General features: G+C 69.5%; 29 protein-coding genes and 1 tRNA gene. 13 read left to right on the top strand and 17 right to left on the bottom strand.

Features of this window, described 5'->3' with window-relative positions; all coding sequences use genetic code 11:
* Positions 1 to 12: 12 nt before the first annotated feature.
* The 3 genes from ABWI04_RS10195 to ABWI04_RS10185 all read right to left on the bottom strand — a co-directional run bounded on the left by ABWI04_RS10195 (position 13) and on the right by ABWI04_RS10185 (position 2,947).
* Complete coding sequence (locus tag ABWI04_RS10195) at positions 13 to 1,806, bottom strand: M64 family metallopeptidase (protein WP_345182835.1); 1,794 nt, start codon at positions 1,804 to 1,806, stop codon at positions 13 to 15.
* A gap of 122 nt (positions 1,807 to 1,928) precedes the next feature.
* Positions 1,929 to 2,720 carry an SDR family NAD(P)-dependent oxidoreductase gene (locus ABWI04_RS10190; RefSeq protein WP_345182836.1) on the bottom strand — a complete coding sequence of 264 codons (792 nt, stop codon included), beginning with the start codon at positions 2,718 to 2,720 and terminating at the stop codon, positions 1,929 to 1,931.
* A 17-nt stretch (positions 2,721 to 2,737) separates the two neighbouring features.
* Positions 2,738 to 2,947 carry a hypothetical protein gene (locus ABWI04_RS10185; RefSeq protein WP_345182837.1) on the bottom strand — a complete coding sequence of 70 codons (210 nt, stop codon included), beginning with the start codon at positions 2,945 to 2,947 and terminating at the stop codon, positions 2,738 to 2,740.
* Positions 2,948 to 3,166: 219 nt separating this feature from the next.
* Here ABWI04_RS10185 and ABWI04_RS10180 point away from each other — a divergent pair, with 219 nt between their 5' ends.
* Positions 3,167 to 3,286: a DLW-39 family protein gene (locus ABWI04_RS10180; RefSeq protein ID WP_345182838.1), complete on the top strand. Its 120-nt coding sequence runs from the start codon at positions 3,167 to 3,169 to the stop codon at positions 3,284 to 3,286.
* A 22-nt stretch (positions 3,287 to 3,308) separates the two neighbouring features.
* Positions 3,309 to 4,013, top strand: coding sequence for an HAD-IA family hydrolase (locus ABWI04_RS10175; protein WP_345182839.1), 705 nt, complete (start codon positions 3,309 to 3,311; stop codon positions 4,011 to 4,013).
* A gap of 243 nt (positions 4,014 to 4,256) precedes the next feature.
* On the opposite strand, the gene ABWI04_RS10170 is transcribed toward ABWI04_RS10175, so the two are convergent.
* Positions 4,257 to 5,183, bottom strand: coding sequence for an LLM class flavin-dependent oxidoreductase (locus tag ABWI04_RS10170; protein WP_345182841.1), 927 nt, complete (start codon positions 5,181 to 5,183; stop codon positions 4,257 to 4,259).
* 272 nt (positions 5,184 to 5,455) lie between these two features.
* Here ABWI04_RS10170 and ABWI04_RS10165 point away from each other — a divergent pair.
* A tRNA-Ala gene (locus ABWI04_RS10165) sits at positions 5,456 to 5,531 on the top strand.
* Positions 5,532 to 5,604: 73 nt separating this feature from the next.
* Here ABWI04_RS10165 and ABWI04_RS10160 read toward each other — a convergent pair.
* The 3 genes from ABWI04_RS10160 to ABWI04_RS10150 form a co-directional block, all read right to left on the bottom strand.
* Positions 5,605 to 5,775 carry a hypothetical protein gene (locus ABWI04_RS10160; protein WP_353832190.1) on the bottom strand — a complete coding sequence of 57 codons (171 nt, stop codon included), beginning with the start codon at positions 5,773 to 5,775 and terminating at the stop codon, positions 5,605 to 5,607.
* 29 nt (positions 5,776 to 5,804) lie between these two features.
* On the bottom strand, positions 5,805 to 6,020 hold the full coding sequence (locus ABWI04_RS10155) for a hypothetical protein (RefSeq protein ID WP_353832189.1): 216 nt from the start codon (positions 6,018 to 6,020) through the stop codon (positions 5,805 to 5,807).
* Positions 6,021 to 6,282: 262 nt separating this feature from the next.
* Positions 6,283 to 6,576: a hypothetical protein gene (locus tag ABWI04_RS10150; RefSeq protein WP_353832188.1), complete on the bottom strand. Its 294-nt coding sequence runs from the start codon at positions 6,574 to 6,576 to the stop codon at positions 6,283 to 6,285.
* 382 nt (positions 6,577 to 6,958) lie between these two features.
* Here ABWI04_RS10150 and ABWI04_RS10145 point away from each other — a divergent pair, with 382 nt between their 5' ends.
* Positions 6,959 to 7,780, top strand: coding sequence for a DUF5919 domain-containing protein (locus ABWI04_RS10145; RefSeq protein ID WP_353832186.1), 822 nt, complete (start codon positions 6,959 to 6,961; stop codon positions 7,778 to 7,780).
* Positions 7,777 to 8,583, top strand: a complete 807-nt coding sequence (locus tag ABWI04_RS10140; protein WP_353832185.1) for an inositol monophosphatase family protein — start codon at positions 7,777 to 7,779, stop codon at positions 8,581 to 8,583. Before ABWI04_RS10145 ends, ABWI04_RS10140 begins: the two co-directional genes overlap by 4 nt.
* Positions 8,584 to 8,660: 77 nt before the next feature.
* On the opposite strand, the gene ABWI04_RS10135 is transcribed toward ABWI04_RS10140, so the two are convergent.
* Complete coding sequence (locus ABWI04_RS10135; RefSeq protein WP_353832184.1) at positions 8,661 to 9,704, bottom strand: DUF3644 domain-containing protein; 1,044 nt, start codon at positions 9,702 to 9,704, stop codon at positions 8,661 to 8,663.
* A gap of 1,057 nt (positions 9,705 to 10,761) precedes the next feature.
* Here ABWI04_RS10135 and ABWI04_RS10130 point away from each other — a divergent pair.
* On the top strand, positions 10,762 to 11,094 hold the full coding sequence (locus tag ABWI04_RS10130; protein WP_353832183.1) for a glyoxalase superfamily protein: 333 nt from the start codon (positions 10,762 to 10,764) through the stop codon (positions 11,092 to 11,094).
* Positions 11,095 to 11,303: 209 nt separating this feature from the next.
* Positions 11,304 to 11,822: a hypothetical protein gene (locus ABWI04_RS10125; RefSeq protein WP_353832181.1), complete on the top strand. Its 519-nt coding sequence runs from the start codon at positions 11,304 to 11,306 to the stop codon at positions 11,820 to 11,822.
* A 156-nt stretch (positions 11,823 to 11,978) separates the two neighbouring features.
* On the opposite strand, the gene ABWI04_RS10120 is transcribed toward ABWI04_RS10125, so the two are convergent.
* Positions 11,979 to 12,443, bottom strand: a complete 465-nt coding sequence (locus tag ABWI04_RS10120; protein ID WP_353832180.1) for a hypothetical protein — start codon at positions 12,441 to 12,443, stop codon at positions 11,979 to 11,981.
* Between the two features lie 348 nt (positions 12,444 to 12,791).
* Between ABWI04_RS10120 and ABWI04_RS10115 the strand changes: the two genes are divergently transcribed.
* From ABWI04_RS10115 to ABWI04_RS10105, 3 genes are all read left to right on the top strand, one after another.
* On the top strand, positions 12,792 to 13,061 hold the full coding sequence (locus ABWI04_RS10115; protein ID WP_353832179.1) for a hypothetical protein: 270 nt from the start codon (positions 12,792 to 12,794) through the stop codon (positions 13,059 to 13,061).
* 254 nt (positions 13,062 to 13,315) lie between these two features.
* Complete coding sequence (locus tag ABWI04_RS10110; RefSeq protein WP_353832178.1) at positions 13,316 to 13,774, top strand: hypothetical protein; 459 nt, start codon at positions 13,316 to 13,318, stop codon at positions 13,772 to 13,774.
* Between the two features lie 52 nt (positions 13,775 to 13,826).
* Positions 13,827 to 14,486: a YdcF family protein gene (locus ABWI04_RS10105; protein WP_353832177.1), complete on the top strand. Its 660-nt coding sequence runs from the start codon at positions 13,827 to 13,829 to the stop codon at positions 14,484 to 14,486.
* 156 nt (positions 14,487 to 14,642) lie between these two features.
* Here ABWI04_RS10105 and ABWI04_RS10100 read toward each other — a convergent pair whose 3' ends face one another.
* The gene (locus tag ABWI04_RS10100) at positions 14,643 to 15,062 is read right to left on the bottom strand and encodes a DUF5958 family protein (protein WP_353832176.1); all 420 of its coding nucleotides are present in this window, start codon (positions 15,060 to 15,062) and stop codon (positions 14,643 to 14,645) included.
* 104 nt (positions 15,063 to 15,166) lie between these two features.
* Between ABWI04_RS10100 and ABWI04_RS10095 the strand changes: the two genes are divergently transcribed.
* Entirely contained in the window at positions 15,167 to 15,442 is a 276-nt protein-coding gene (locus ABWI04_RS10095) for a hypothetical protein (protein ID WP_353832175.1), read from the top strand.
* 23 nt (positions 15,443 to 15,465) lie between these two features.
* Here ABWI04_RS10095 and ABWI04_RS10090 read toward each other — a convergent pair whose 3' ends face one another.
* Positions 15,466 to 16,494 carry a glycoside hydrolase family 113 protein gene (locus ABWI04_RS10090; protein WP_353832174.1) on the bottom strand — a complete coding sequence of 343 codons (1,029 nt, stop codon included), beginning with the start codon at positions 16,492 to 16,494 and terminating at the stop codon, positions 15,466 to 15,468.
* A 115-nt stretch (positions 16,495 to 16,609) separates the two neighbouring features.
* Here ABWI04_RS10090 and ABWI04_RS10085 point away from each other — a divergent pair, with 115 nt between their 5' ends.
* A complete protein-coding gene (locus tag ABWI04_RS10085) occupies positions 16,610 to 17,209 on the top strand; it encodes a TetR/AcrR family transcriptional regulator (protein ID WP_353832173.1) in 600 nt (199 codons plus the stop codon).
* A 128-nt stretch (positions 17,210 to 17,337) separates the two neighbouring features.
* On the opposite strand, the gene ABWI04_RS10080 is transcribed toward ABWI04_RS10085, so the two are convergent.
* Positions 17,338 to 18,366 (bottom strand): LacI family DNA-binding transcriptional regulator, encoded by a 1,029-nt coding sequence (locus ABWI04_RS10080; RefSeq protein WP_345182852.1) that lies wholly within the window; start codon positions 18,364 to 18,366, stop codon positions 17,338 to 17,340.
* Positions 18,367 to 18,527: 161 nt separating this feature from the next.
* Between ABWI04_RS10080 and ABWI04_RS10075 the strand changes: the two genes are divergently transcribed.
* Entirely contained in the window at positions 18,528 to 19,880 is a 1,353-nt protein-coding gene (locus ABWI04_RS10075) for an amidase (protein WP_353832172.1), read from the top strand.
* Positions 19,881 to 19,966: 86 nt separating this feature from the next.
* On the opposite strand, the gene ABWI04_RS10070 is transcribed toward ABWI04_RS10075, so the two are convergent.
* From ABWI04_RS10070 to cydB, 5 genes are all read right to left on the bottom strand, one after another.
* Complete coding sequence (locus ABWI04_RS10070; RefSeq protein WP_353832171.1) at positions 19,967 to 20,542, bottom strand: dihydrofolate reductase family protein; 576 nt, start codon at positions 20,540 to 20,542, stop codon at positions 19,967 to 19,969.
* Between the two features lie 106 nt (positions 20,543 to 20,648).
* Positions 20,649 to 20,777: a hypothetical protein gene (locus tag ABWI04_RS10065; RefSeq protein ID WP_345182856.1), complete on the bottom strand. Its 129-nt coding sequence runs from the start codon at positions 20,775 to 20,777 to the stop codon at positions 20,649 to 20,651.
* 101 nt (positions 20,778 to 20,878) lie between these two features.
* Positions 20,879 to 22,621 (bottom strand): thiol reductant ABC exporter subunit CydC, encoded by a 1,743-nt coding sequence (cydC, locus tag ABWI04_RS10060; protein ID WP_353832170.1) that lies wholly within the window; start codon positions 22,619 to 22,621, stop codon positions 20,879 to 20,881.
* Between the two features lie 109 nt (positions 22,622 to 22,730).
* Positions 22,731 to 24,386 carry a thiol reductant ABC exporter subunit CydD gene (gene cydD / locus ABWI04_RS10055; RefSeq protein ID WP_345182858.1) on the bottom strand — a complete coding sequence of 552 codons (1,656 nt, stop codon included), beginning with the start codon at positions 24,384 to 24,386 and terminating at the stop codon, positions 22,731 to 22,733.
* Positions 24,383 to 25,405 carry a cytochrome d ubiquinol oxidase subunit II gene (gene cydB, locus ABWI04_RS10050; RefSeq protein WP_345182860.1) on the bottom strand — a complete coding sequence of 341 codons (1,023 nt, stop codon included), beginning with the start codon at positions 25,403 to 25,405 and terminating at the stop codon, positions 24,383 to 24,385. The genes cydD and cydB overlap by 4 nt, the downstream gene beginning before the upstream one ends.
* Between the last annotated feature and the right edge of the window lies 1 nt (position 25,406).

Raw genomic sequence — 25,406 nt, 5'->3', positions numbered from 1 at the left:
AGGTGCCGGGGCTCAGCGGAGGGTGGCGATGAACTTGCCCGCCTTGCCGACGTTCCCCGCGGGGTCGATCGCGCGGTACTCGATGGTGTGGCGGCCCTTACCGAGCTTGCCGTAGGTGAGGCTGTCGATGACCGTGCCGTTCTCGGTGAACAGCCAGGGAGAGGACGAGTCGGTCGGCCAGCCGAAGTAGTTGAACCAACCGTCGCCGTCCACGCGGAACTCGGAGACGACCACGCCTGGACGGTCGTCCGCGCCGGTGAGCCGCATGGTGAAGGGACCGTCGAAGACGTACTCGGGCGTCCGTCCAGGACGAACCTGGCTCTGCGCCGCCTTGGACAGCTCGTACGCGACGACCGGCGCCTGCGCGTCGATCGTCCATGTGCGGGTGTTGGAGCCGACCCGAGCGACCAGCGTGTGCGTGCCCTTCGCCAAGCGGAACCGTCCGAGATCGATGTCTCGGTCGCCGCCCCGTACGGGGCGCCCGTCCAGTACCCATTTCACCTTGGGCGTGCTCTGCACCGGGTGGGTGGTCTCCACGTAGACGAGGGAATCGCTTCCTACCGGCGTCTCCGTGGGCGTGGACGAACTGAAGTCGACAGGCACGTTCTCAGGCGGAGTGCTCACGCCGGTGTCGACCGTCCATGTGCGCACCTGCGTGAGCGCGGCGGACGACCGGATTGCCGGGTCCCGGACGAAGCCGGTGGGATCGGTGACAGTGGCCTTGACCGTGTGCGTGCCCTTCCTCAGGTGCTGCCTGGCCAGGTCGAGGTTCGCGCCGTGCCCGACGGTCTTCCCGTCGACCGTCCATGCAACGGACAGAGGATGGCCGGTCGGATGCATCGTTTCGACCCACAGCACACGGTCGTCGCCCACCGGTGCGTCCGTGGGCGTGTTCGCCTGGACGAGGTTGACCTTGCCTGAGATCCGCTGGGTCATCCGTTCACGCGCGACCTGGTCGTAGTAGTAGCCGAGCGTTTTCATCATCGAGTGCTGGCTCGGCCTCCACACGCCCTTACCTGAGTAGAGGCCACCTTCGTACCGCCCGATGGTGCCCCCGGCCTCGCTCCGTTCCCCGAGCCACCGCCACCACTTCTGCTTCTGTGCCTTCATCTCCTCCTCGGTCAGAAGCGTGTGATGGATGGAGGCGGGCTCAGGGCCGGTGTACGTCCCACCAGGGACGCCTCGCTGGTAGTAGTCGTACTCGTCGTCCAGCCCACCTAGCGAGTGGCCGAGTTCGTGCGGTGCGATGAGAGCCGACATGGCGTTCCCACCGGACGCCGTCGCGTAGGCGCCCCCTGCACCGCCATAGGTGTCGCTGTTCGCGAGCGCGAGGATCTGACGGTTTCCTACAGTCGTGCCTTGGACGAGATCCGCATACGTCTTGGCGGCCGCAGAGTTCATGACGAGAAGGCGCTGAATGCCGTCCTGTCTACAGCCGCTCCAGAAGGCCATGCTCAAGGGCGTCGTGCGTCGCGGTGACGACAGCGCCGGGTCACAGCTCACGCCGGACTCGCCGGACGGGATTTCCACCGCGTACACGTTGATGTAGCTGCGATACGACTTGAACGGCTCGATCGTCCACAGGTCGTTGAGGTGCTTGGCGAGGTGCGCGCGGAACTTCGGCATGTCCGCCGCCGTGTAGCCGTCACCCAGCACCACGAGATTGAAGCGCTTCGCGGGATCGCCGGTGACCTGCACAGGCACCACGGTCGCGTCAGCGGGTTCCGCCGCCCGCGCGGGCACCGACACCAGCGACAGGACGGCCGCGGCCGCCGCCCCGATCACGATTTTCCTGCCCGTCCGCATGGCGCAGACCCTCCTCGCGCGGGGGCGCGCGGCAGGCGGGATAGGGCCCGGCCGCTGCGCCGGCTCGTCCCGCTGATCAAGCGGGCCCGTCCGGATTATGGCTGGAAGATCCAGATTTGTCGCTACCGCTTGCCGCGCTGCCCGTCCGCGAGGCCCTGCGAGATCCGGTGCCCGCCCGCGCGCCGCTGCACGGCCGCCGACAGGACGGGCGCGACCCCGCCGATCCGCGCGCCGATCCTCAGCCCGAGCGGCGCCACGTCGATCTCCGCGATGTCGCGCTCGACGGCCCGGACGGTCGCGCGCGCCACGTCCCGGGGCGACCGCGTCCCGATCCCCTTGGGCAGGGTCACGCCCGCTTCGGCGAACATGCCCGCGTCCCGGATGAAGCCGGGGAAGACCGTCGAGACACCGACGCCGTGCGGGCGCAGATCCTCGCGCAACGCCAGGGCGAACCCCCGCATACCGAACTTCGTCGCGTTGTAGAGGGACGCGTGCCCCGACGCCGTCTTGCCGGCCAGCGACGAAACGAAGACCAGGTGACCGCGGCCACGATCGGCCATCTGCGCGGCGGCGAGCTTCGCCATCACGATCGGCGCACGCAGGTTCACGTCCAGCGCCCGGTCGATCTCCCCGATCGAGTACCCGGAGAGCAGCCCGGACGCCGGCAGCGCCGCGTTCGCGACCAGCACGTCCACCCGGCCCGCCTCGTCCAGGAGGCTCTCGGCCGCCGCCCGGTCCGCGAGGTCGGCGACGATGGCGCGGCCGCCCAGCCGCTCGGCCAGCGGTTCCAGGACGTCGGCCCGGCGGCCCGTCAGCACCAGCCGGGCGCCGCGACCGGCGAGGGCCCTCGCCAGCGCCTGGCCGATCCCGCCGGTCGCGCCGGTCAGCAGGACGTTCGCTCCGCGCAGATCCATCCCGCGATGATGGCGGATCACATTCCGATGCGCCACAGCAGAAGAATGATCGACGAGAGCACCAGCCCGGCGGTGCCGAGCGGTACGTCGCCCCACGCGATCACGGCCGCGCACGCCGTGGCGGTCAGCCCCGCGACCAGCACCAGACCGCGGCCCCCGGACGGACGCTCGTCGGGCACGTCCGGCTCCAGTTCGCGCTCCCAGCGCCGGAAGTCGTCTTCTGCCATCCGCACTCCCGAAGGTCTCCACCCGGATTATGCGGCCGTTCCGGCGTTCCGACGAGAGCATGAAATGCGAGGCTTTTTCGAATGTCTCGTCCGGGGAGGGGCCCTTCGGTGCTGATCGCCCGGCCGTGGTTGCTAGGCTGCGGAGAGCCTGGGGGAGGCAGACTCTGATCAGCCGTCCCCGGTTTCTGACTTGATAGTCGAAGGTGAAGGGGTCCCACCGTGAAGAAGCTTCTCGTCCTCGCCGTCGTCGCCCTCGGTGGCTTCGCCGTCTGGCGCAAGCTCCAGCAGGACCGCGCCGAGCTGGACCTGTGGACCGAGGCCACGTCGTCCGACAGCTGACACGCCGGCGACAGGCCCCGGCGTGAACGAAGCAGAGCCGATCACCGTCGCCTGCCTCGATCTCGCCGGGACCACCGTCGCGGACGGCGACACCGTCGAGTGCGCCTTCGCCGAGGCGATCGCCACCCTGGGGATCGTCTCCGGCACGGCGTCCTACGGCCGTGCCCTCGCCCGCTTCCGCGACGCGCGCGGCGGATCGAAGATCGGCATCTTCCGCTCGCTCTTCGACGAACCCCGCGCCCGGGCCGCGCATCTGGCGTTCGAGCGGTCCTACCACGACCTCATCGACCGGCGCGGCCTCACACCCGTACCCGGCGCCGACGACGCTCTCGCACGGCTGCGCGGCGCCGGTGTCCGCGTGTGCCTGCTCACCGGCTTCGGCCGCGGCACGCAGGCCCGCGTCCTCGACGCCCTCGGCTGGTGGGACCGCGCCGACCTGACCCTCTGCCCCGAGGACGTCCCGCGCGGCCGGCCGTGGCCCGACCTCGTCCTGACCGCGGCCCTGCGCCTCGGCGTGGACGACGTCCGCCACATCGCCGTCTGCGGTGACACGGCGGGCGACATGCTCTGCGGCCGCCGCTCCGGGGCGTCCGTCGTCGCCGGCGTCCTCACCGGCGCCCACGACCACGACCGCCTCCTGGCTGCCGGCGCCACCCACGTCCTCCCCTCCGTCGCAGCCCTCCCGGACCTCATCCTCCGCACCCCGGCCAACGCCGACCACGGATAGCCGGGTACGCGCGGAACCGAGCCGCCGAGGTCGTGCCAGACGAGGGCCTCCAGCATCCAGCGGGATCCACGGCGAGCCGGGAGTCGCATCTCGCAGCGAGATGCGACAGCCAACGACGGACGCACCCGCCCGAGCGACTAACGGAAGCCGACGCCCGTTCGTTGGCCACCGCGGATGCGCTTCGCGACTGGCCCCGACCGCCCGACCGCAGCGCCTGTTCGGTTCATTCGACAGCCGAAAGGGCTAGCGCGAGCTCAGCAATGGGCGCACGGTCGTGGCGATGCGTTCCACCTGGTCGAGCTGGGCGTCGAGGGACGGCGCGGCGATGCGGAAGACGAGGTGCTCCGCGCCCGCCTCCAGGTACCGAGCCAACGTGGCGGCCACATGTTCGGCCGGACCTGCGACGATCGCCTGGATCGTCCGCACCGTTTCGTACGGCAGGCCGTAGGTTGATCGGCAGTAAGCGTCGAGCTGCCGTTCCACGCCCGTGTCATCGCTGATCAGCACGGTGACGAACAACGCCGGCGTGACCGCGTCCTCAGGACGGCCCGCCGACCGCACCGTCGCGAGGCCCGCCCGGTAGTCGGCGGGATCGGGCGGGTAGGGCAACCACCCGTCGTAGAGCCGTCCGGCACGCTCCAACGCCGAGGGGCTCGCGCCGGCCAGCCAGATCGGCGGCCCGCCCGGCCGGTAGGAGGGTGTGGATTCAGGCAGCTCGTCGAAGTGCAGCACCTTGCCCTGGAACGCACGCTCGCCCGACCACAACGCCCGCCACAGGGCCACCGTGTCGTCCAACCGCCCGAAACGGCGCTCCCACGGCACCCCGGACACGGCGTACTCGATCTCCGACCTGCCGGGGAAACCCGCACCCACGGCGACGATCAGGCGTCCCGCGGACAGATGGTCGATGGAGGCCAGCGTCTGAGCCGCCACCACCGGCCGTCGGAAGGCGGGCAGGAGAGCGGCCGTCCCCAGCGTGACGCGTTCGGTCGCCGATGAGAGGGCGGCGAGCATGGCAAGCGGTTCGATCCGCGGACCGAGCAGAGTGTCGTTGGCCCAGACCGAGTCATAGCCGAGGCGTTCGGCCCGGACGGCGAAATCGACCAGCTGGCGGGCGTCATCCCACCGGGCCCGGTCGGTGGGGAGCAAAATCCCGAGTCTCGTGTCCATGGGAAAGGATCGTGGCCTCTACCAGGAGTGACGACAATTCCCTCGAAGGCATGAACGACTCGACACGGGGGCGGACGGGGAGTGAGACGTCCCTCCTGGCCGACGCATCCACGGCATCGCCCCACCGACTGACCCGCGCCCCGCCGAGGACGAGTAACCTCGTCGAGGCCTCAGCGCCCGCCCAGCCTCGAAAGCCTGCGCTCCGCCTACGGTGTACGATCGTCACCGGTCACGCCATCGAGCGTCACCGCAGGTCAAGTAACACAGGACCAGGGGCCTTAGCTCAGTTGGTAGAGCACCGGCTTTGCAAGCCGGGTGTCAGGGGTTCGAATCCCCTAGGCTCCACCAGCCAAAACGCCCCCGCCCAGACCACGGGCGGGGGCGTTCATGCCATTAGGCCACCGGCACGAGCAGGTCACCGTCATCCGCGCGCCTCCGTCATCCGGTCTGCCAGATCCATCGGTGTCGCCGCTTCGAGGAGCACCCACCGCGCCGCCCACTGCATCAGCGCCCACCAACGCAACGTCTGTTTTCCGAACCAGACCGACGCCTCGGGGAAACGGCGTTCCAGAGTGATGACTGCCGCCGCCACGTCATCCGGAGCATCGGCGCCCCACGGCCTCACGACCGAGACCCCGGACGGTTGCGCACTGCCGACTCGGTCATGAACGCGGTGATCCGTTCCGCCGCCCCGTCAAGGTCGGTGACCGGGTGAAGGTTATCGACCCGCCACCAAGAGACCTCACCTTTGCGCCGACTCACCACGACGTAGCCGATGACCTCCAGTGCCGTCCCGCCCGGACGAGTGACCGTCAGCCCGGGGATCGCGTCCCGCATCTGGACACATAGCCCGCGCTTCACCAGGGCTCGGCACAGGTCGCCCAACACTCGGAGTTCGGCGTCACGGGAGAGAGAAGGACCCATCACCTGTTCTCGCTTTCGTTGGAAGCAGAGCCGACGGCGCGGGGTCTGGCCCGCCCCTCCACCGCGTGATCAATGGGGGCAAGGGGGGCGATCACGCAAGCGGACCGTCCTCTTCGCACCGCCGACTCTGCCGTTCAATGCGCCTACGGCCAGCCGTCAGGCCAGCCCGAGAGCGCTAGTCGAAGTGGTCGTTAGCCGAGCCGTTGAGCTGGCCGGCTTGAGCACTGACGAACCGAGCGACCTGAGCCGCCGCGCCCGGTACGTCGTTGACCGGGTGCTTGCTGTCATCGCGTCGCCAGGTGAACGTCCGTCCGGAAGCCCCGACGAACACCCAGACGAACAAACCGGGATTGGCGGTACTGATCAGCAGCCCCGGCATGCTTTCGTCCAGCCGGACGGCCAGGCCCAGGGCGACGAGCGAAGTCCGCAGATCAGTCAGAAGCCGCAACTCGAAGTCCCGGGCGTTCACGACTCCACACCGTCCCGCCGCTCAGACGTCTGCCCCGAGCCGAGGCAGTCAGGACAGGTATCCCGACGACTGTCAGCCGGAACGCCCGCCACGTGCCCAGGTGCCAACGTCCGTCGCGCAACGCGCCGCTTGACCCCGCGTCCCCCGCAAGAGGTGCAATCGCTCGCCATGCCCACACAGTGGCAAGGAGTCACGTTGCGTCACGAGGCCGTGATCATCTCGTCTTTCGCACCAACGTCTTACATCCGTCTCGACTTTGTCTCGTCTTCGCTGTCATCCAGCGCCTAGCCTGGTGAACGTCGACCAGAGAGGACGGCCGGTGTCTCCCCAACCGCTCCTGTTGCAAGTCCTGATCCGACAGCGCCGCCTACAGCGGTACGGCATGTTCCAGGCCGCATACATCGAGGCCGCCAAGAAGATCTCGCGCGAACTCACCGGCACCGCGCCGAGCCGCGCCCAGCTCCACCGTTGGACATCCGGCGAACTCAAACGACTGCCCTACGTCGATCACTGCCGCGTCTTAGAAGCGATGTTCCCCGAGTGGACGGCGGACGAGCTGTTCGCCCCATGCCCGCCGCAGCTCCTGGCCGACGAGCCCGCCGCCTACGCTCCCAGCGACGACCGCGCCGACCTCGAAGCGACCGCCGACCGCGTAGGCCCGAACCCTCACGCCGACGTCACTGCAGTGTTCCCCACACGCGCTGAGTTCTCATTCGCGCACCCGCCACACGCCCTGCTCGACAACGCAACCAGCATCAGGATCGCCGGCCTCTCCCTCAACATGCTGTGCCAGCAATACCCCGACCAGCGCCTCTTTCGGCTCATCGAGGCCGGCACCACCCTGCAAGCGCTGTTCCTGGACCCCGAGGGCGAGGCCATCGAAGCCCGTGAACGGGAAGAGGGCTACACCGACAACCACCTAACCACCCTCACGCGCCTGAACATCGAGGTCCTGACCCGCCTACGCAAACGCCGGTCACCCGAGGCCCAAGACCGCCTCACAGTCGCCGTCTACGACGAGACGATCCGGTTCAACATCACGCTCATCAACAATCAGCTCTGCGTCTTGCAGCCCTACCTACCGAGCGCCCGCGGAGTCGACTCGCCTACCTTCCTTGCCGAGCGCAACGCGACCGGCACCGGCGTGTATGAGACGTTCGAAGAGATCTTCAACGCGCTATGGGAACGAGGCCGACCCGTATGACCGACGCACCCGCAGCTCTACTGCCCGTCGCCCTCAAAGCGGCCGAGATCGCCAGCGATCTTGTGCGCACGCGCGTCCCCGGCCTGCTCACCGCCAAGGGCGACCGCGACATGGCCAGCGAAGTGGACTACGCCGTAGAACGCGCCGTCCGCGACTACCTCAAAGAGCGAACGCCCGACATTGCCATACTCGGCGAAGAGGAGGGCATCAGCGGCGACACCACCGGCGAACTCATGTGGGCCATCGACCCGGTAGACGGCACCGCCAACTTCGTCCGCGGCCTTCCGCTGTGCGGTATCTCAATCGGCCTCATCGAACGAGGCCGCCCCGTCGTTGGCGTCATCGATCTGCCGTTCCTAGGCGACCGCTACCACGCCGCCCAGCACACCGGCGCCTACCTCGGAGACCGCCGCATCCAAGCCAGCATGACCACCGACCTCAAAGATGCAATCGTCGCCATAGGCGACTACGCCGTAGGGGAGGGAGCCGAAGCCAAGAACCGCGAACGCATCGCCCTAACCGAGCGCCTGGCCGCCAACGTCCAACGAATCCGCATGCTCGGCTCAGTTGCCATCGACCTCGCATGGGTCGCCGAAGGCAAGCTAGACGCCAGCATCACTCTGTCCAACAAGCCATGGGACATGGCCGCCGGCGTCATCATCGCCCGCGAAGCGGGAGCCAAGGTAGCTGATCAGCAGGGCGCCGATCACACATTCAAATCCGCAGCTACCATTGCGTGTAATCGCCAACTCGCACACGGAATAATGCCGTTCTTCAGTGACATGTCGGACTCGCATATGTGAGCTGTAACGAAAGTTCAAGATTTCAAAGGCGCTCGCGAAGCTGCATAAGCTTTCGCCGGCCTCTCTGACTTCGCAATCTAAGCTGGGTCGAGCGGCCGAGGTGAATGACCCATAATCTTTCTGAATTCTTCTGGATCGCTCAGCTTTCTGATGAGGTATTTAACCCACGCTTCCGTATAGACGTGACGTCCGAATAGAATGTTGTATCGACAGAACTGTTGTTTCGTTTGTTCGGGATACTCGCTGCCTTCTGGCGGGCGGACGTCAAAGTACTTCCAGGCTTTAGCGTGGTCATTCACGGTGAACTTCCATCCAAGGCCATCCTGAATCTTCGCTACAACCTGCTTGGGAAGGAGTGAGCCGAGATCTTCGATTGGCACTTGCTTCTCGCGAATTACGGTCTGCATTTTCTCCATCAAGCCAAGTTGATCCTTATCGAGATCCTCCAGGCGAACGAAGCTCATGGCGACATCGGCCTCAGTCTTTGATCCAGTCTTTGGGACAAGGTAGATGCGAAAATCATAACTTTGGTCGCTGCTTATATCAAACTCGACCGACGCATCGAAGTCCTGCACATAATCGAGCACGGTATGTGGAACGCGTTTCCGAACTTCTTTTATGGCGCTCACTGCATCATCGGTGATTGTGGAAACGAAGAGTGGGAACCGCAGACAATCTGCTAGTGACTCATCTGCTCCGAAGTTTTCGACGAGAGTGCGCTCATAGTTGAGCAAGAGAGCCTGGGTCTTCCCTGCAATCAATGTAGCTACGTCGCGCTCGTGGCGATGTTCAATCTTATTGCGAAGTCCGATGAAAAATTCAAGATTCACGCGTCTAGGGTCACGCTCATCGAATTCTTCAGATGACATTTGATGTAGAGGCTTAGTGACCCAGTCGCCATCTCTCGTGCGCTGGCGCTGGCCGCGGCTGTTCCGAATGTAAAGATCTAGTCCATCGCGTTCATACCTAGCCTGTAGAAGCTTCAGCCAGCCGATCGACATGTGGACGATGAATGCTTCTAGCTGTCGTTCCATCCCGGAACGGTTATAGAGATCGACTGCTAATAGGACTTCGTTCTTGGAATCTCGCAGTTGATGCCACCAGCGCGGTCGTGGAGCCATGGAGACCATCGTAGCTTCGCCCCATACGGGCAGGCGACCATTTTCTATACAAGCTGTACAGGCAACCGTCTGCCGAATTGGGCTGTTTGGGATCAAGGGGCGGCGGCGCTCAGGCCGCTGCGCGGCCCCGCGCCTGGCCGCCCGGAGCGTGCGGCGTGGGCGCCGGTCACCGGACGGCCGCGCCGGGCCGCGCGCCGTGCCACGCCCGCTGGCCCCGGCCCGATCGCTCACCGCAAGGGCGCGCCGCCGCTCTGCCCAGTCGACGCCGAAGCCTCCAAGTCCGTTCGGCGACGAGCACCAGGGCGTGACTGCGGTCGAGCGCCGTTGGAGTCGTCAGGGAGGTTGCCGGATGATCAGTTGAGCGTGCGCTACTGGGGAACCCCGTGGTTTCCCAGACCCCTCCTGGAGCCGGAGGGCACTCCCGCGCGAATCTGTCTGTCTCGGGGTTCGCGCCGTTCGCGCGGGAGCACCCTCCGGACAGGTTCGTTCGTCCGTTGCGGCGAGTGCGAGGCCGGTCGAGTGTTGGGCACGCTGCCATGTGTGCAGGTCGCGGGAGAGGTGCGCCGGGCCATCCGCGGGCCATTAGGCACGGTGACCAAGGGGTAAGAGCGGTCACTTGGGGATCAAGGTTCGCCGAGGTGGGAAGCCTGACGGGGGTCGATCTCGCAGATTTGCAAGCCGGGTGTCAGGGGTTCGAATCCCCTAGGCTCCACCAGCCAAAACGCCCCCGCCCAGACCACGGGCGGGGGCGTTCGTGCGATTAGCGTGCCATTAGGCACCGAGACCAGTGCCCCGGCCTCACCATCATCGTCGTCCGACGCGCGAGCAGCCGTGATCAAGGGGCGGCGGTGCTCAGGCCGCTGTGCGGCCCCGCGTCAGGCCGCCCGGAGCATGCAACGTGGGCGGCGGTCACCGGACGGCCGCGCCGTGCAACGCCCGCCGGCCCCGCCCCGACCGCTCACCGCAAGGTCGCGCCGCCACTCTGACGTCTAACGCCAAGTCCCTCCAGCGCCGCATCAGGCAATGTTCGCCCCGGGCGGTCTGCGACGATGGCGCCATGGACGAGGAAGTCATTCCCATTCTTCGCGTGGAGGATGCCGCGGCAGCGGTTGCCTGGTACGAGCGTCTGGGCTTCGCCAAGCAGTGGGAACACCGCTTCGAGCCGGGACTTCCCGCGTTCGTCGAGGTTGCTCGGGGCAGGGTGCGGTTGTTCTTGTCGGAGCACACGGGAGATGCCCGCCCCGACACGTTGGTCTACCTCCGCGTTCACGACGTCGAGGCAGTCGCCTCCGAGTTCGGTGTGCAGGCGAAGCACGCCCCGTGGGCGCGTGAGATCGAGTTGCGCGACCCTGATGGCAACCGGCTTTGGGTCGGCGCGCCGACGGAATAACACTCGTCGGCAGCACGCGGCAGGGGGCTAGCTGGTGGCTGTGCGAGTACGCATCAACCGGGCAACGACGCCTGATGCGGCACTGACCCGTTCGGCGACGAGCACCAGGGCGTGACTGTGGTGGAGCACCGTTGGAGATTTCGGGGAGTTGCCGGGAACCCCGTGGTTGAGGGGCACGGAGCTCAAGTTCGCGACGCCACAATGTGGCCATGGACGCAGGACTTGCCGCCCTCCTTGGTGCTGCCGTCGGCTCCCTCACCACTCTGGGTGCGGCTGTCGTAAACGGCAGGACGCAAGCACGAACACAACACGTCCAGTGGCGCCGTCAGCATCGACGCGACGCCTATACCGCCTACCTCAGTGCTCTCCATGACCGCGATATCGCCATGGACGCGATCCTCAACGCGCTGCAGGCGGAGGCCCTCGACCTGCCCGAACTGGACGGGACAGTGCGGCACTTCATCGCCCGGGCCCGTGATGTCCACCGCGCCGCAGAAGTCGTCATCCTCGAAGGCCCTCCCTCCATCGTCGAAGCAACCGACCGGATCGCCGAGGAGTCCCGCGGCCTGTCCGAGGTCATGCAGCGCATGGTGAAGGATGCCCACGCAGGAGACACCAGCGAGAGAGCGGAACACTCGGCTACCGCCTCAGCGCGGGAGCGACGGCTCTACCGGGCAGTCAGTGAGTTTCGTGTCCAGGCCCGCGGCGTCCTTGGTAACGCCGACTAACAGTTCATGCGGGTTGCTTGCGGGATGAGCTAGGGGGGCGGGGTCCCGTCGCGAGCCGTCCGGATCTGCACCAGGCGATGGTCGGGGTGGGAAACGAGCACGAGGACCCGGCGGTGTGCCGCCGGGTCCTCGCAGGTGGCCTGGCGGCCACGCGGCTTAGCGGTCGAGCCGTGACCAGGCCACGATGGAGCCGATGGCCATGGTGCAGGCACAACCGAAGCCGAACAGACCGCCGACGTAGAGGTTGTAGAAGGTGTCGCCGGGGAGGACGCGGTCGAGGAACGCGAAACCGCAGACACCCCCGACAATGCCCCCGACGAAAAGGTTGACGACCGCCGGGACGACGACGTCCCAGAAGCCGAGCGCATAGGGTGCGAAGAAGTCGGCACCCTCGATCAGGTTGCTGACGCCGTTCGCGAGGACCACGAGACCGGCGCCCGCGACAGCGCAGCCGACAAGGGCGACGGCGGCCACGGGGCTGAAGATGCGGTCCTGGTCGCCGCTGTGCATGATGGCGGTGCAGACGCCGGCGATGACGGCGTCCGCCATGACGACAAGGACAGCACAGATGACAGCGCTGCGGACGAGGGCAGCATTGCGGATGGACATGATTCGCGTCATTGGATGACTCCCGGTTTGCGGCACGCGCAGTGCGCGTGACTCGATTCGGGATCTACCGTCCAGCGGGGCGCGGAACGCGCGTGGGTGTGTCGTGCCACGGGCACAGGCCGTGCGTGTGAAGGCTGCCGGCCCGAAGATGTGGTGGACGTGTTCGCTCTGATGCCACCATGCCGGAGTGTCCATCGAACAACGGCGCAAATGAGTCGGCGACCGCCGGGCCGATTGCGTGCGACGCAGTTCGGCAGGCGTGCCGAGCTCTCTCCAAGCGTCCCTGACGGAGTGCCCGTCAAGGTTCTGCGGGAGATCACGCAAGCCTCACGGGCCGGGCGGTGTCCGGACGTCGAGTCGATGACCACGGCGCTCACGGCGCTGAAATGGTTCCTCCGGCAACCGGGCCGGAGGCTGACGGCGGAGGTGCATCCGACGTGCCCGTGTCATGATCCGCGGGAGGCGCTGGACACGCTGCACGAGATCGTCGCGGTGCTTCCTCCACCCTCCCGACGCCAGGTCCTGGCGATCGTGACGCCGCTCGCGGAGCAGTATCGGGCCCGCACGCTCCATGATCCGTCCACGCCGGAAGACCGGCCATGGTGGCGACGGCGCATCGCCGAGCTCTGAACCATTATCGAGAGCAGTCGGAGAAGGCCATGGCTGCTCGCTTCGCACTGGCCATCGCACTCAAGCGGCGGCACGCTCCCGCGTCGTTGGAAGCCGCTGGGCTAACGCCTGCCTGTGTAGCGCGGCAGGCTGCTGTCGCGGTGCGTGTCCGGTCGGCCGCGGAATGAGCACGTTGGAAGCTTTGCAGGTCGCACCGGGGAAGTGGTATCGCACAGATCTAGCGGAACTGCCGTGGTCGCCGTAGGGTTCACCGCGTGATCAAAATTGGAGGGCGCGCGCTGCGCCTGGCCGCTGTCATGCTTCCCACGTTGACGCTGACGACCGTGTTGGCGTCCACCGCGCCGGCGAACGCGGCAGGCCCCTCGTGCGGGTCGAAGTACGCACTGCGCAGCACCCATTCGATTTACGTGAACTCCAAGGTCCGCGGCTACCTCAAGGTCTACTACAACTCCTCCAACGGCTATAACTGTGCGCTGGCCGTCCGCAAGGGCTCGACGTCGCTCTACAGCATCAAGCTCAAGCTCTGCGTCTACAACGCCGCCCGTACCAAGTACGGCAACTGCAAATACGACGGGTACAGCAAGCGGAACCACTGGTACTCCGGTCCCCTCTACGTGTACGCCCGCCATCGATGCCTGTACGTCAAGGCCTTTATCAACACCGATGGCGCGCACAGTGGAACCCTGACCGGCAAGAAGGTTCACTGCGGCTGATCGGCGTCGACCTCGGCTGCCCGGTCACCGCGCAGGGTGAGGGGAGAGGCCGGTGTCCGGGACGGTGCTGCCAGACGTCTACCGCGCCGATGTGGAAATCCTGTGGGACTACCACGACCTGCATCACGCGATTCGGCCTACCGACGTCGGCATCGGGCTCGGCAGTCATGATCTCGGTGTCGCCACCTTCGCGGCGGAGCTCTACCTGGAGGGGATGTTCCCTCGGATCGTCTTCACCGGGGCCAACGCCCCGACGACGATCGAGCGGTTCCCGCGAGGTGAGGCCGTCCACTACCGCGATCACGCTGTCGCGCTCGGCGTGCCCGCTGAGGCGATCCTGGTCGAACCCGAAGCCACCAATACCGGCCAGAACATCGAGTTCACCCGCAGGCTGCTCGCCGGCCGCGGGCTCGCAGTCCGCTCAGCGACGCTGATCTCGCGGCCCTACCAGCAGCGCCGCGCGTACTCCACCGCCGAGAAGCTGTCGCCGGAACTTGAGATCGTCTGCACGTCGCGACCGCTCCCGCTGGACGAGTACATCGCGAGCATCGGTGACGTGAAGCGTGTCGTCGACATGCTGGTGGGTGACACGCAGCGCGTCATGGTCTACCCGGACCGAGGATTCGCCACCCCGCAAGACATGCCGGCAGAAGTCGAAGCGGCCTACCGTCGTCTGGTCGAGGCGGGCTTCACCACCAGGCTCGTCCCATAACCGTCTCGTCGTCCGTTCAACCGGTCTGGCCCGGACGGGGGCCAGGAACGGCTGGAACCAGCAGCTGTGACCGTCACACAGCGAGCATCACGACACCTTGCAGAACATGCACGTGGCCAGGCTTGTCGACCGCTCGGATGATCGGAGCCGCCCTGGTCAGGTGGCGGGGTTCGCGTTTCTCAAGTGATGCCAGTCGTGGGAACAGCCCTCCGAGCAGAAGCGCGCCTGACGCCGATCGTCGGCGATGCTCAGCAGGGCGATGAGCAGGCGGAAAGACTTGGGCCGTTCGTCCGCGGGCAAGTTGACGATCTTCGTGAGCTGGTGTTCCCACCGCCCTCGCGTGAGCAGCACGGCTGGAGTATGCGTCGGCCGGATGCCTGCGCGGCGAATGGCCTCCGCGGCGTCTTCGCTGGTCGCGCCAGCTTGGGTGCAGAACACGGCAAGTTTCGAGAGGGCGTCGTGCTGCTGGTCGCTGGAAAGGGTTTCGAACCAGGCGATGCCATCGGCGGTCGGCCGGATGCCTTGGGCCAACGTGTTGAGGACGAGTGACGTTTCGTCCACCACGATCACCTCCATGAGTCGGGGCATCCATCGAACCAGGTCGTCCGTTCTTGCGAGTCGGGCATTCTGGTCACCAGTGGCGTGGGCGCCGGCGCTTGGGGTTGCTCTTCGGTGGGCGGGTGCGGATGAATCTGGCTGAGGCCAAACGGGAGTACCGGGAGGTGCTTGAGGCGTTCGCCGGTTCGGACGAGGCGGTTTCCGAGGCTCGGCTGGCGGACGTCCAGCGGCGCTTGGACGGTGTGCGCAAGCGTGCGATGCGTCAGATCGACCAGTACACGACGCGTAGGTTCCTTTCCGTCAATCAGCGGCGGGGCATGGTCACCAAGCTGGAATGGATCCACCAGAAGGCGCATGCCGAGGTGCTCGCCATCGCGGCGAAGCGGCGCGGGGAATGATGCTGGGCGGCCCCGGCGAGGTCCTATGCCGGTCGCGTGCGGCTGCGACCGTATTCCGCCAGGGCGTGGAAGGCCGCCTTGGGCTCCCAGGGCATGTCCGGGTAGGTGGTGCCCTTGTCCGGGAGGACCTTGACGATGCCGAAGGACGCCTTGTCGAAATCGAGGGCGTCGATGCCGGCGTGAGGCAGGTCGTAGCGGGCGAAGGTGTAGACGAAGGCCGCGTCGATCCCCGAGTTCTCGAAGATGCCGAGGAGTTCGCGCAGGTAGTCGGCCTGCTCCTGCTCGTCGCGGACGACGGGGCGGGTGAAGCGGGCGGGGCGGGCCCGGTCGTTCCATTCGATGACCTCGTCGCCCCGGCTCGCGATGGCGGCGGCGCCGCGGTAGGCGGCGCAGCCGAACTCGGTGACCGCCGCGGGCCTGCCGTGGGCGGTCAGGGCCCGCAGCCCGGCCGGGAGCTGGTCGGCGTTCTGCGCGTCGCGGTAGCCGGCGTCGGTGGCGACCACGTCGAACGGTGTCCAGTCGACGCCCTCGAACGGCAGCGAGGCGTAGCCGACGCGGCCGCCGAACTCGGCCCGCACGGCCGCGACGGCCTTGCCGAGGAAGGCGTTGATCGCGGTGGGCAGGGTGGCCAGCACGGCGCGGAGCCGCTGCGGGTCGGAGAGGACGGCGGCTCTTTCCTGGAGGGTGTCGCCGGGGAGGAAGCCGGCGGTGCAGATGGAGATCTCCGAGCCGGTGAGGAAGACCACCTCGGCGCCGGTGCGGCGCAGCCTCTCCGCGCGGGCGGCGCTGTCGGTCAGGAAGTCGAGCAGTTCGTCCTGGCTGAGGTCGTTGGTGAACGGGCAGTACCAGACTTCGAGCCCGGCGTCGGCGGCGAGGCGCGCGGCCGTCTCCAGGCGGTCGCGGTCTCCGCCGGTGATCCGGACGGCGTCGCAGTGCAGGTCGTCGCGGATGATGGCCATCTCGCGGCGGACGGTGGCCGGGTCGAAGGGCTCGCGGGTGGTGGTCCCCGCGCTGGTGAAGCCCGTGTCGAAGTTGATGCCGAGAGCGCGCATGGTCGTTCCTTCGCGTCGAGATTAGGGTACGCAACGTACCCTAAATTGTGGTGTTTCGCCGCTGGAGGAAGGGAATTGAAGTACGCTTCGTACCCTATGGCGGTGAAGGGGCTGCATGGCTGAGGGCGGTGGGTCGCGGCGGCGGGGGGCCGCGCTGGAGGAGGCGATCCTGCGGGCGGCGGCCGAGGTGCTGCGGGAGTCCGGTGCCGGCGGCCTGACCATGGACGAGGTGGCGCGGCGGGCCGGCACGAACAAGAACGCGATCTACCGGCGGTGGCCGAATCGCGTCGCGCTCGGCGTCGCCGCGTACCGCCGGCTGGCGGACGCCGAGGTCACGGTCCCGGACACCGGTTCGCTGCGGGACGACGCTCTCGACCTGCTGCGCCGCGCGAACAGCACCTGGTCGTCGCCGTACGGGGAGATCCTGCGCGGGCTGATCGCGGCGGCCGGGAGCGCGCCGGAGGTCCTCGCCGAGTTGCGGGACGGCGGTGGCGGCGCCTACGAGGCGGCGTGGCTGACGGTGCTCGGACGGGCGGTGGCCCGTGGTGAGGCCGCGGCCGAGGCGCTGCATCCTCGGGTCGCGTCCACGCCGGTCGCGCTGCTGCGCAACGAGTACATGGCGCGGGGCGTCCCGGCCGTGCCGGACGGCGTCCTCGTCGAGATCGTGGAAGAGGTCTTCCTGCCGTTGGTCCGGGGGCGCGCCGCCTTCAGTTGACGAGCTGAACGGGTCGAAGAGCGGCCGCGGCGAAGAACTCCCTGCGGTCGACTGTGCGGCGGGGCGAGTGGCACGGGCCTTCCCTCTGTCCGGCCAGTGGCTTTTTGCGGCTTTCAGCAGCCCCTGGGTCAGAACTCCTTGGCGGTGGAGGCCCGGACGATGAGGTCGGGAGGCAGCCGCTCGGACGGGGGCGTCCGTCCGGCGAGCAGATCGACGAGCAGGTCGAGGGCCCGCTCGCCCATCTCGTGCATGGGCGAGCGGACGCTGGTGAGCGGGATGGGCAGCTCCGCCGCGAGGGGGGTGTCGTTGTAGCCGGCGACGGCGACGTCCTCGCCGGGACGCAGGCCCTGGTCGCGCAGGACGCCGAGCGCGCCGATGGCCGCGAAGTCGTTGACGGCGAAGAGGGCCGTGGGCCGGGGGTCGTGGCGCAGGAGGCGTTCGGCGGCGGCCCGGCCCCCGGCGGCGTCGAAGCCGGAGTGGACGATGTGGGAGCCGGGCACGGGGTGGCCCGCCTCCCGGTAGCGGTCGACGAACCCGGCGGTGCGGTCGGCGCCGGTGCTGGCGAAGGGCTCGCCCGCGATGACGCCGACCCGCCGGTGGCCGAGGGCGAGCAGGTGGTCGGCGACCAGGCGTCCGCCGAGGCGGTCGTCGCAGGTGACGGACGGGTGCCCGCCGGCGTGCCGGCTGACCAGGACGAACGGGACGCGCCGCGCGGCGATCTCGTCGAGGAAGGCGGCGTCGGTGTGCGCGTCGCCGAAGACCAGGCCGTCGACGTGCCGGGACAGCGCCAGCTCGGTGCGCGCCCGCTGCTGCTCGGGTCGGTCGTGGCTGTTCATGACGAAGGTGGTGAGGCCGTGCCGGGCGGCGGCGTCCTCGATGCCCTCGTAGATCGTGGCGAGCACCAGGTCGGACAGCCGGGGGACCAGGACGCCGACGAGGTTGCTGCGCTGGGTGCGCAGGCTGGTGGCGTGCGGGTTGGGGCGGTAGTCCAGCCGGGCGGCCCAGCGCCGGATCTCCTCGGCGGTCTCGCGGGACGCGGCGCGCTGGGCGTCCTCGGGGGAGCCGTTGAGCACCCGGGAGACGGTGGAGACGTCGACGCCCGCCGCCTGCGCGACGGTCCGCAGCGTCGCGGGCCGCTGCCGGTCGTTGCGGGCCACCCCGTCCGGCCTCCCTTCGCCGTGCCCTTGACAGGGCCACCGTCCGGTGTCTTTTATACAACCCAAACGTTTGACCCAATCGTTTGGGTCAGTCAGAGACCCCCGACCGAGTGGGAAAGAGGCGGAGCCGTGACGCGACGGGTCGATGCGGGGCGGTCGGCGTGATCGGCCTGCCGCCGGAGGCGGGCTGGTTCTCCCGGCGGACGGTCGCGGGATTGGGCAGGGCGCTCCGAGACGGGAGGACGTCCCCGGGCGATCTGGTGGAGCGGTCACTGGCCGAGGCGTCACGCCTCGGAGCGCTCAACGCGTTCGTCACCGTGGACGGGCCGGGGGCGCGCGCGGCGGCGGAGCGCGCCGGACGGGAACTGGCCGCGGGCCTCGACCGCGGTCCCCTGCACGGCGTCCCCGTCGCGGTCAAGGACGTCGTCGACACCGCCGGGCTGCGCACCACGAGGGGCTCCCGCCACCACGCGGACCGGGTGCCCGAGCACGACGCCGAGTGCGTGCGCCGGTTGCGCGACGCCGGCGCGATCATCGTCGGGAAGGCAGCGACCCACGAGTTCGCCTTCGGGCCGACCGGCGACCGCTCGCTGAACGGGCCGACCCGCAACCCCTATGGGGACGGGCGGCTCGCCGGCGGGTCCAGCAGCGGGTCGGCCGCGGCCGTGGCCGCCGGGATCGTGCCGCTCGCGGTGGGCACCGACACCGGCGGCTCGGTGCGCATCCCCGCCGCGTGCTGCGGGATCGTCGGGCTCAAGCCCACCCTGGGCGCCGTGCCGTCCGACGGCGTCTTCCCGGTCTCGTGCTCCCTGGACACGGTGGGCCCGATGGCGCGGACCGCCGATGACTGCCTGCTGCTGTGGAACGTTCTGGCCGGACGGGAGGGTCCGGTCCCGGACGTCTCCGGCGCCCGCGTCGGGTGGGTGGCGCCGGACGCGCTCCACCCGGTCGACCCGCGCGTGTCCGCCGTGGCCCGCGCCGCGCTGGAGCCACTGCCCGTGCGGGACGTCGCCGTCCCCGACATCGCGCGGATGCGCTGGGCCTACACCGCGATCCAGGGCGGCGAGGTCCACCGGCTCCACGCCGCACGGATGGCCGCCGCGCCGGACCTCTACGACCCGGAGGTGCTGGCGCGCCTCCACGCCGCCGGGCGGGTCACCGCCGAGGACACGGCCACGGCCCGCGAGCTGCGGGAACGGGTCCGCAGGGCGGTGACGGCCCTCTTCGGACGCTTCGAGTTCCTCGCGATGCCCACCGTTCCGGTCGTCGCTCCGCCGCTGGGCGCTCGGACACTGGCGCTGAACGGAGCGCCGGTCGACGTCCGCGCGGCGCTCCTGGCGTACACCAGCCCCTGGAGCGTGCTCGGACTTCCCGCCGTCAGCCTGCCCGCCGGCCTCGTCGACGGACTGCCCGCCGGGCTGCAACTGATCGCCCGGCCGGGCGCCGAGCGCATGCTCCTCGCCGCCGCGGCCCGCCTGACGAAGACGCCGTCCACCGCCCCGTCGCAGCCATGAAGCAGCCGCCGTGCCGTTCGACCCCAGGGTTTCCGGCGCGGCGTCGAACTGATCGACAAGGCGGCCGACCGGGGCGCGAGGCTCGGTCAGCGGATGACGCGGTAGGAGAGGTGGGTCGCGGCCGGGGTCTCCGTCACCTGGGTGCGTTCGAGGGTGATCGAGGAATCGAGCGTGCCGAACAACGGCGTACCGCCGCCGACCAGGACCGGGACCACGTGCACGCGGATCTCGTCGACCAGGCCGAGCGGGAGCGCCTGCTGCATGACGGTCGCGCCGTGCAGTCCGACGACCTTGTCGCCGGCCGCCTTCTTGGCCTGCTCGATCGCGCCGGCCACCCCGTCGGTGACGAAGGTGAACACCGGCGGGTACGACCTGGTCGGTGCCTGGTGCGTGACCACGAAGCACGGGAGGTCGCCCATCGGACCGCCCTCGCCCCAGCCGCCCTCCCCCTCGTTCTTCTCGAAGGACTTGCGGCCCATCACCACCGCACCCCAGTCTGCGACGACCTTCTCCAGGATGGCCCGGTCGTCGTCGGTCGCCTGGTCGGACATCCACTTGTGCAGCATCCCGGCGCCGTCGCCGAACGGGTTCTCGCGGCTGTCGTTCGGGCCGGTGACGTACCCGTCGAGCGAGACGGACATGTCGCAGATCACTTGGGCCATGGGTAACGCTCTCCCTCTGCCGATGCTGCCGAGTTTCGTTGTGCTGTAGGACTCGGCGTGCCGGCCGAACTCATCGGTGACCGGGCACCAGCCGCCTGCAGGCGCCTCACGGCTGGGAACTGGCGGGCCGGGGCCAGAGGGGAGTGTCGGCTCGGGCGGCGTTCAGGGCGCCGATCGTGGTGGCCAGGGCGAGGAGCACCATGGCGATCCGGAGGGTGATGCGCAAGATCTTCATCTGGGGAACCCCCGTTCCGTCGAACGGATCCTGTACCCCGTGTGATGCGGACGGATCGGGAAGTGTTCCCAGAAGACCCCAGAAACAGGTAGGCGGATGGTCTAGGTGAGCTGGGGAGCCGGCGCGGCGGCCTGCTCGCGTTGCCAGAGGGCACGGTAGGGGCCGGGGCGGTTCACGAGGTCGGTGTGGGCGCCCCGGTCGATGACGCGGCCCCCGTCCAGGACGATGATCTCGTCGACGGCGTCCAGGCCGGCGAGGCGGTGGGTGACCAGGAGCGTCGTCCGGCCCTCGGTGGCGGTGAGGAGGTCGGCGGTCAGCTCGTCGGCCGTCGCGAGGTCGAGGTGCTCGGCGGGCTCGTCGAGCAGCAGGATCGGGAAGTCGGCGAGGAGGGCGCGGGCCAGGGCGATGCGCTGGCGCTGGCCGCCGGAGACCCGGGCGCCGTGCTCGCCGACGCGGGTGGCGAGGCCGTCCGGGAGGGAGTCGACCCAGTCGAGGAGCCGGGCGCGGCGCAGCGCGTCGCGGATCTCCTCGTCGGTGGCGGACGGGCGGGCCAGGCGGACGTTCTCGCCGATCGTCGAGTCGAACAGGTGGGCGTCCTGGGCGCAGAGGCCGATGACCCGGCGGACGTCGTCGCCGGAGAGCGCGCGCAGGTCGACGCCGTTGAGGGACGTCCGGCCGCCCGCGGATTCCAGGAAGCGGAGCAGCACGGCCGTCAGGGTGGTCTTGCCCGATCCGCTCGGGCCGACGATCGCGCAGCGGCGGCCGGGCGCGAGTTCCAGGGAGACGCCGTCGAGGGCGTAGGGCGCGGTGGGCGTCCACCGGGCTCGGAGGTTCTCGACCGAGAGCGTGTAGGGCGCTGCGGGCAGGGGAGCCGGAGCGTCCGGCTCCTGGACAGGGGGCGGGCTGTCCAGGACGGCGAAGACGCGCGCGGCCGAACGGCGGACCCGCTCCAGGTACTGAGCGGCCAGGGGCAGCCCGGCGACGACCTCGAACGCGGCCAGCGGGAGGAGGACGACGACCGCGAGGAGGACGCCGTCGAGCGCTCCCGAGCGGACGGCCGGTACGCCGACGGCGAGACTGCCCCAGACGGCCAGACCGCCGGCGAGTGCGGAGATCGCGGCGCCGAGTCCCGCGGTGGTCGCGGAACGGGCCGTGGCGCGCGTGAAGTCGCGATCGAGCTGCGCGGCCTTGGCGAGCTGCTCGGGGGCGGCGCCGTACGCGATGAGTTCCGGCGCGCCCTGGAGGGTGTCGACGACGTGCGAGGTGAGCTCGCCGCGCAGGTCGGTCGTGCGGCGTTCGGCGCGGCGGGAGACGGCGCCCGACAGCCAGGGGGCGGCGACCCCGGCGAGCAGCAGGGCCAGCAGGAGGACGACGCCAGCCGAGGGAAGCAGCAGCCAGGCGAGCCCGACGGAGGCGCCGCCGACGACCGCGGCGACGGTGCAGGGCAGCAGGACCCGCAGGAAGAGGTCCTGGACGGCGTCGACGTCCGCGACCAGCCGGTTCAGGAGGTCGCCGCCGCGGAAGGCGGGGAGCCCGGCGGGCGCGAGCCGCTCCAGCCGCTCGTACACCCGGGCCCGCAGGCCGGCGAGGATCCGGAACGTCGCGTCGTGGCCCACGAGGCGCTCGACGTACCGGAACACGCCCCGCCCCAGGCCGAACGCGCGGACCGCCACGATCGCGACCATCAGCATGAGCACCGGCGGATGCTGCGCCGCCCGCGAGATCAGCCACGCCGACGTCGCCATCAGCCCGACCCCGCTGCCGAGCGCCAGCACCCCGAACAGCACCGCCAGCGCGAGCCGTCCCCGCGCCGGACGCGCGAACCGGAGAAGCCGGAAGATCATGCCCTCACCCCCGCCTCGTCGGCCGAAGCCTCCGCCGCGCCACACGAGGACGCGGAGGTTTCACGTGAATCATCCGTCCCGGCGATCCGCGCGGGGCGCGGGCGGCGGGTCATGCCGTCACCAGCGCCGGGGCGACGGGGACGGTGCGGTCGGCCATCGCGGCCAGCGCCGGGCGGTGGGCCACGAGGATCACCGTGCGGGACTCCGCCAGCCGCTGGACGGCGTCGAGCACGGCGGCCTCGCTCTCGGCGTCCAGGTGGGAGGTCGGCTCGTCCAGGAGGAGGAGCGGGGCGTCGCGGAGGAAGGCGCGGGCCAGGGCGATGCGCTGGCGCTGGCCCGCGGACAGGCCCGCGCCGCGGTCGCCCAGGGGGGTGTCGAAGCCCGAGGGGAGGGCGTCGACGAACCCGAGGGCGTTCGCGGCGCGGGCGGCCTCGCGGACCTCGGCGTCGGACGCGTCCGGGCGGCCGAGGCGGATGTTCGCGGCGACGGTGCCGGCGAACAGGTGCGGGTGCTGGGGGACCCAGGCGATCCGCTCGCGCCAGGCGTCCGGGGCCAGGTCGGCGAGGTCGTCCCAGTCGACCAGGACGCGGCCCGAGTCCGGGCGGACGAAGCCGAGGAGCACGGCGAGCACGGTCGACTTGCCCGCGCCGCTCGGGCCGACCAGCGCGACCGTCTCGCCCGGGTGGACGGTCAGCGAGAAGTCGTCGAGGGCGGGGACGTCGCGGCCGGGGTACGTCACCGTCACGCCGTCCAGGCGGAGCGTGGCGCGGTCGGGGTCGGGGACGTCCCGCCGCGTCCCGGCGGGCGGCAGCGGCGTCTCGAGGACCTCGAAGATCCGCGCGGCGGCGGTGAGGCCCTCGACGCTCGCGTGGTACTGCGCGCCGACCTGGCGGAGGGGCAGGTAGGCCTCCGGGGCCAGGATGAGGACGAGCAGCGCGGTCTCCAGGCCGAGGCCGCCCTCCACGAGCCGGAGCCCGATCGACACGGCGACCAGCGCGACGGACAGGGTGGACAGCACTTCGAGGACGAGGGCGGACAGGAACGCGATCCGCAGGGTGGACATGGTCGCGCGCCGGTGCCGGCCGGTGATCTCGCGGATCCGGTCCGCCTGCGCGCGGGCCCGGCCGAAGATCTTCAGCGTGGGCAGCCCGGCGACGACGTCCAGGAAGTGGGCGGACAGCAGGGAGAGCGTCCGCCACTGCCGGTCCATCCTGCGCTGGGTGGTGAGCCCGACCAGGATCGCGAAGACGGGGATGAGCGGCAGCGTCGCGGCGATCGTCACGGCGGAGAGCCAGTCGCCGAGCAGGATCCGCGCGCCGACCGCCACCGGGACGATCACCGCCAGGACGAGCTGCGGCAGGTAGCGGGAGAAGTAGTCGTCCAGCGCGTCGATCCCGCGGGTGGCGAGGGTGGCGAGCTCGCCGCTGCGCTCCCCGGACAGCCAGCGCGGCCCGAGGGCCAGGGCGCGGGCGAGCAGCCGGCCGCGCAGCTGCGACTTCACCGCGGCGGACGAGCGGTGCGCGGCGACCTCCTGGAGCCACGCGACGAGCGTCCGGCCGAGGACGACGGCGAGGAGCAGCAGGAGCGGGGTGCGCAGGTCGCCGAGGGAGGCGCCGTGCAGGAAGGCGCGGGTGAGCATGCCGGCGAGGAGGGTCGCCTGCGCGATGATCAGTCCGGCGGTGGCGGCGCCGAGCAGCACGGACGCCGCGAGGAACGGGCGCGTGGTGCGGGCGTGGCGCAGCAGCCGGGGGTCGAGGGGCTTCATGCGACCGGCTTCTTCGCGTGAGGCTTCTTCACGGGGATGTGGGACGTGCCGATCCGCTTGCGGAAGACCCAGTACGTCCAGCCCTGGTAGATCATCACGATCGGGGTGAACACGGCCGCCACCCACGTCATGATCTTCAACGTGTAGGCGGACGAGGCGGCGTTCGCGGTGGTCAGGCCGCCGGTGCCGAGGGTGGACGGCAGGACGTCCGGGAACAGCGACAGGAACAGGGTGGCGACGGCGAGCACGATGGCGGCGCCGGTCCCGACGAACGCCCAGCCCTCGCGGCCGCGCCGGTTGGCCGCCGCGGCGGCGAGCAGCCCGGCGGCGGCGCCCGCGACGGTGAGCCAGGTGACGGGCTTGCCGTACTGGAGCTGGGTGATCAGCAGGAAGCCGCCTCCGGTGACGATCGCGGCGACCGCGGCGAGGCCGGCGATCCGGCGGGCCCGCGCCCGGATGCCCCCGGACGTCTTGAGCGCGAGGAACACCGCGCCGTGCAGGAGGAACAGCGTCACGGTGGTGAGCCCGCCGAGCAGCGCGTAGGGGTTGAGCAGGTCGCCGAGGGAGCCGGCGAACTCGTGGTCGGCGTCGAGCGGCACGCCGCGCACCATGTTCGCGAACGCGACGCCCCACACGAACGCGGGCACGAGGCTGCCCCAGAAGATGCATCTGTCCCAGCGGGCCCGCCAGCGGGCGTCGTCGCGCTTGCCGCGGTACTCGAACGCGACGCCGCGGATGATCAGTGCGAGCAGGATCGCGAGGAGCGGCAGGTAGAAGCCGCTGAACAGGGTGGCGTACCACTCGGGGAACGCGGCGAAGGTGGCGGCGCCGGCGACGATGAACCACACCTCGTTGCCGTCCCAGACGGGGCCGATGGTGTTGATGACGACGCGGCGCTCGACGTCGTCGCGGCCGAGCACGGGCAGCAGCATCCCGACGCCGAAGTCGAAGCCCTCCAGGAAGAAGTAGCTCGTCCACAGGAAGGCGATGATGACGAACCAGGCGGTGGTGAGTTCCATG

This window comes from Actinomadura sp. NPDC000929 (assembly GCF_040492065.1).
Taxonomy (GTDB): Bacteria; Actinomycetota; Actinomycetes; order Streptosporangiales; family Streptosporangiaceae; genus Spirillospora; species Spirillospora verrucosospora.
Note: the sequence above shows the minus strand (reverse complement) of the source record. Positions and strands in the feature narration are given on the sequence as shown.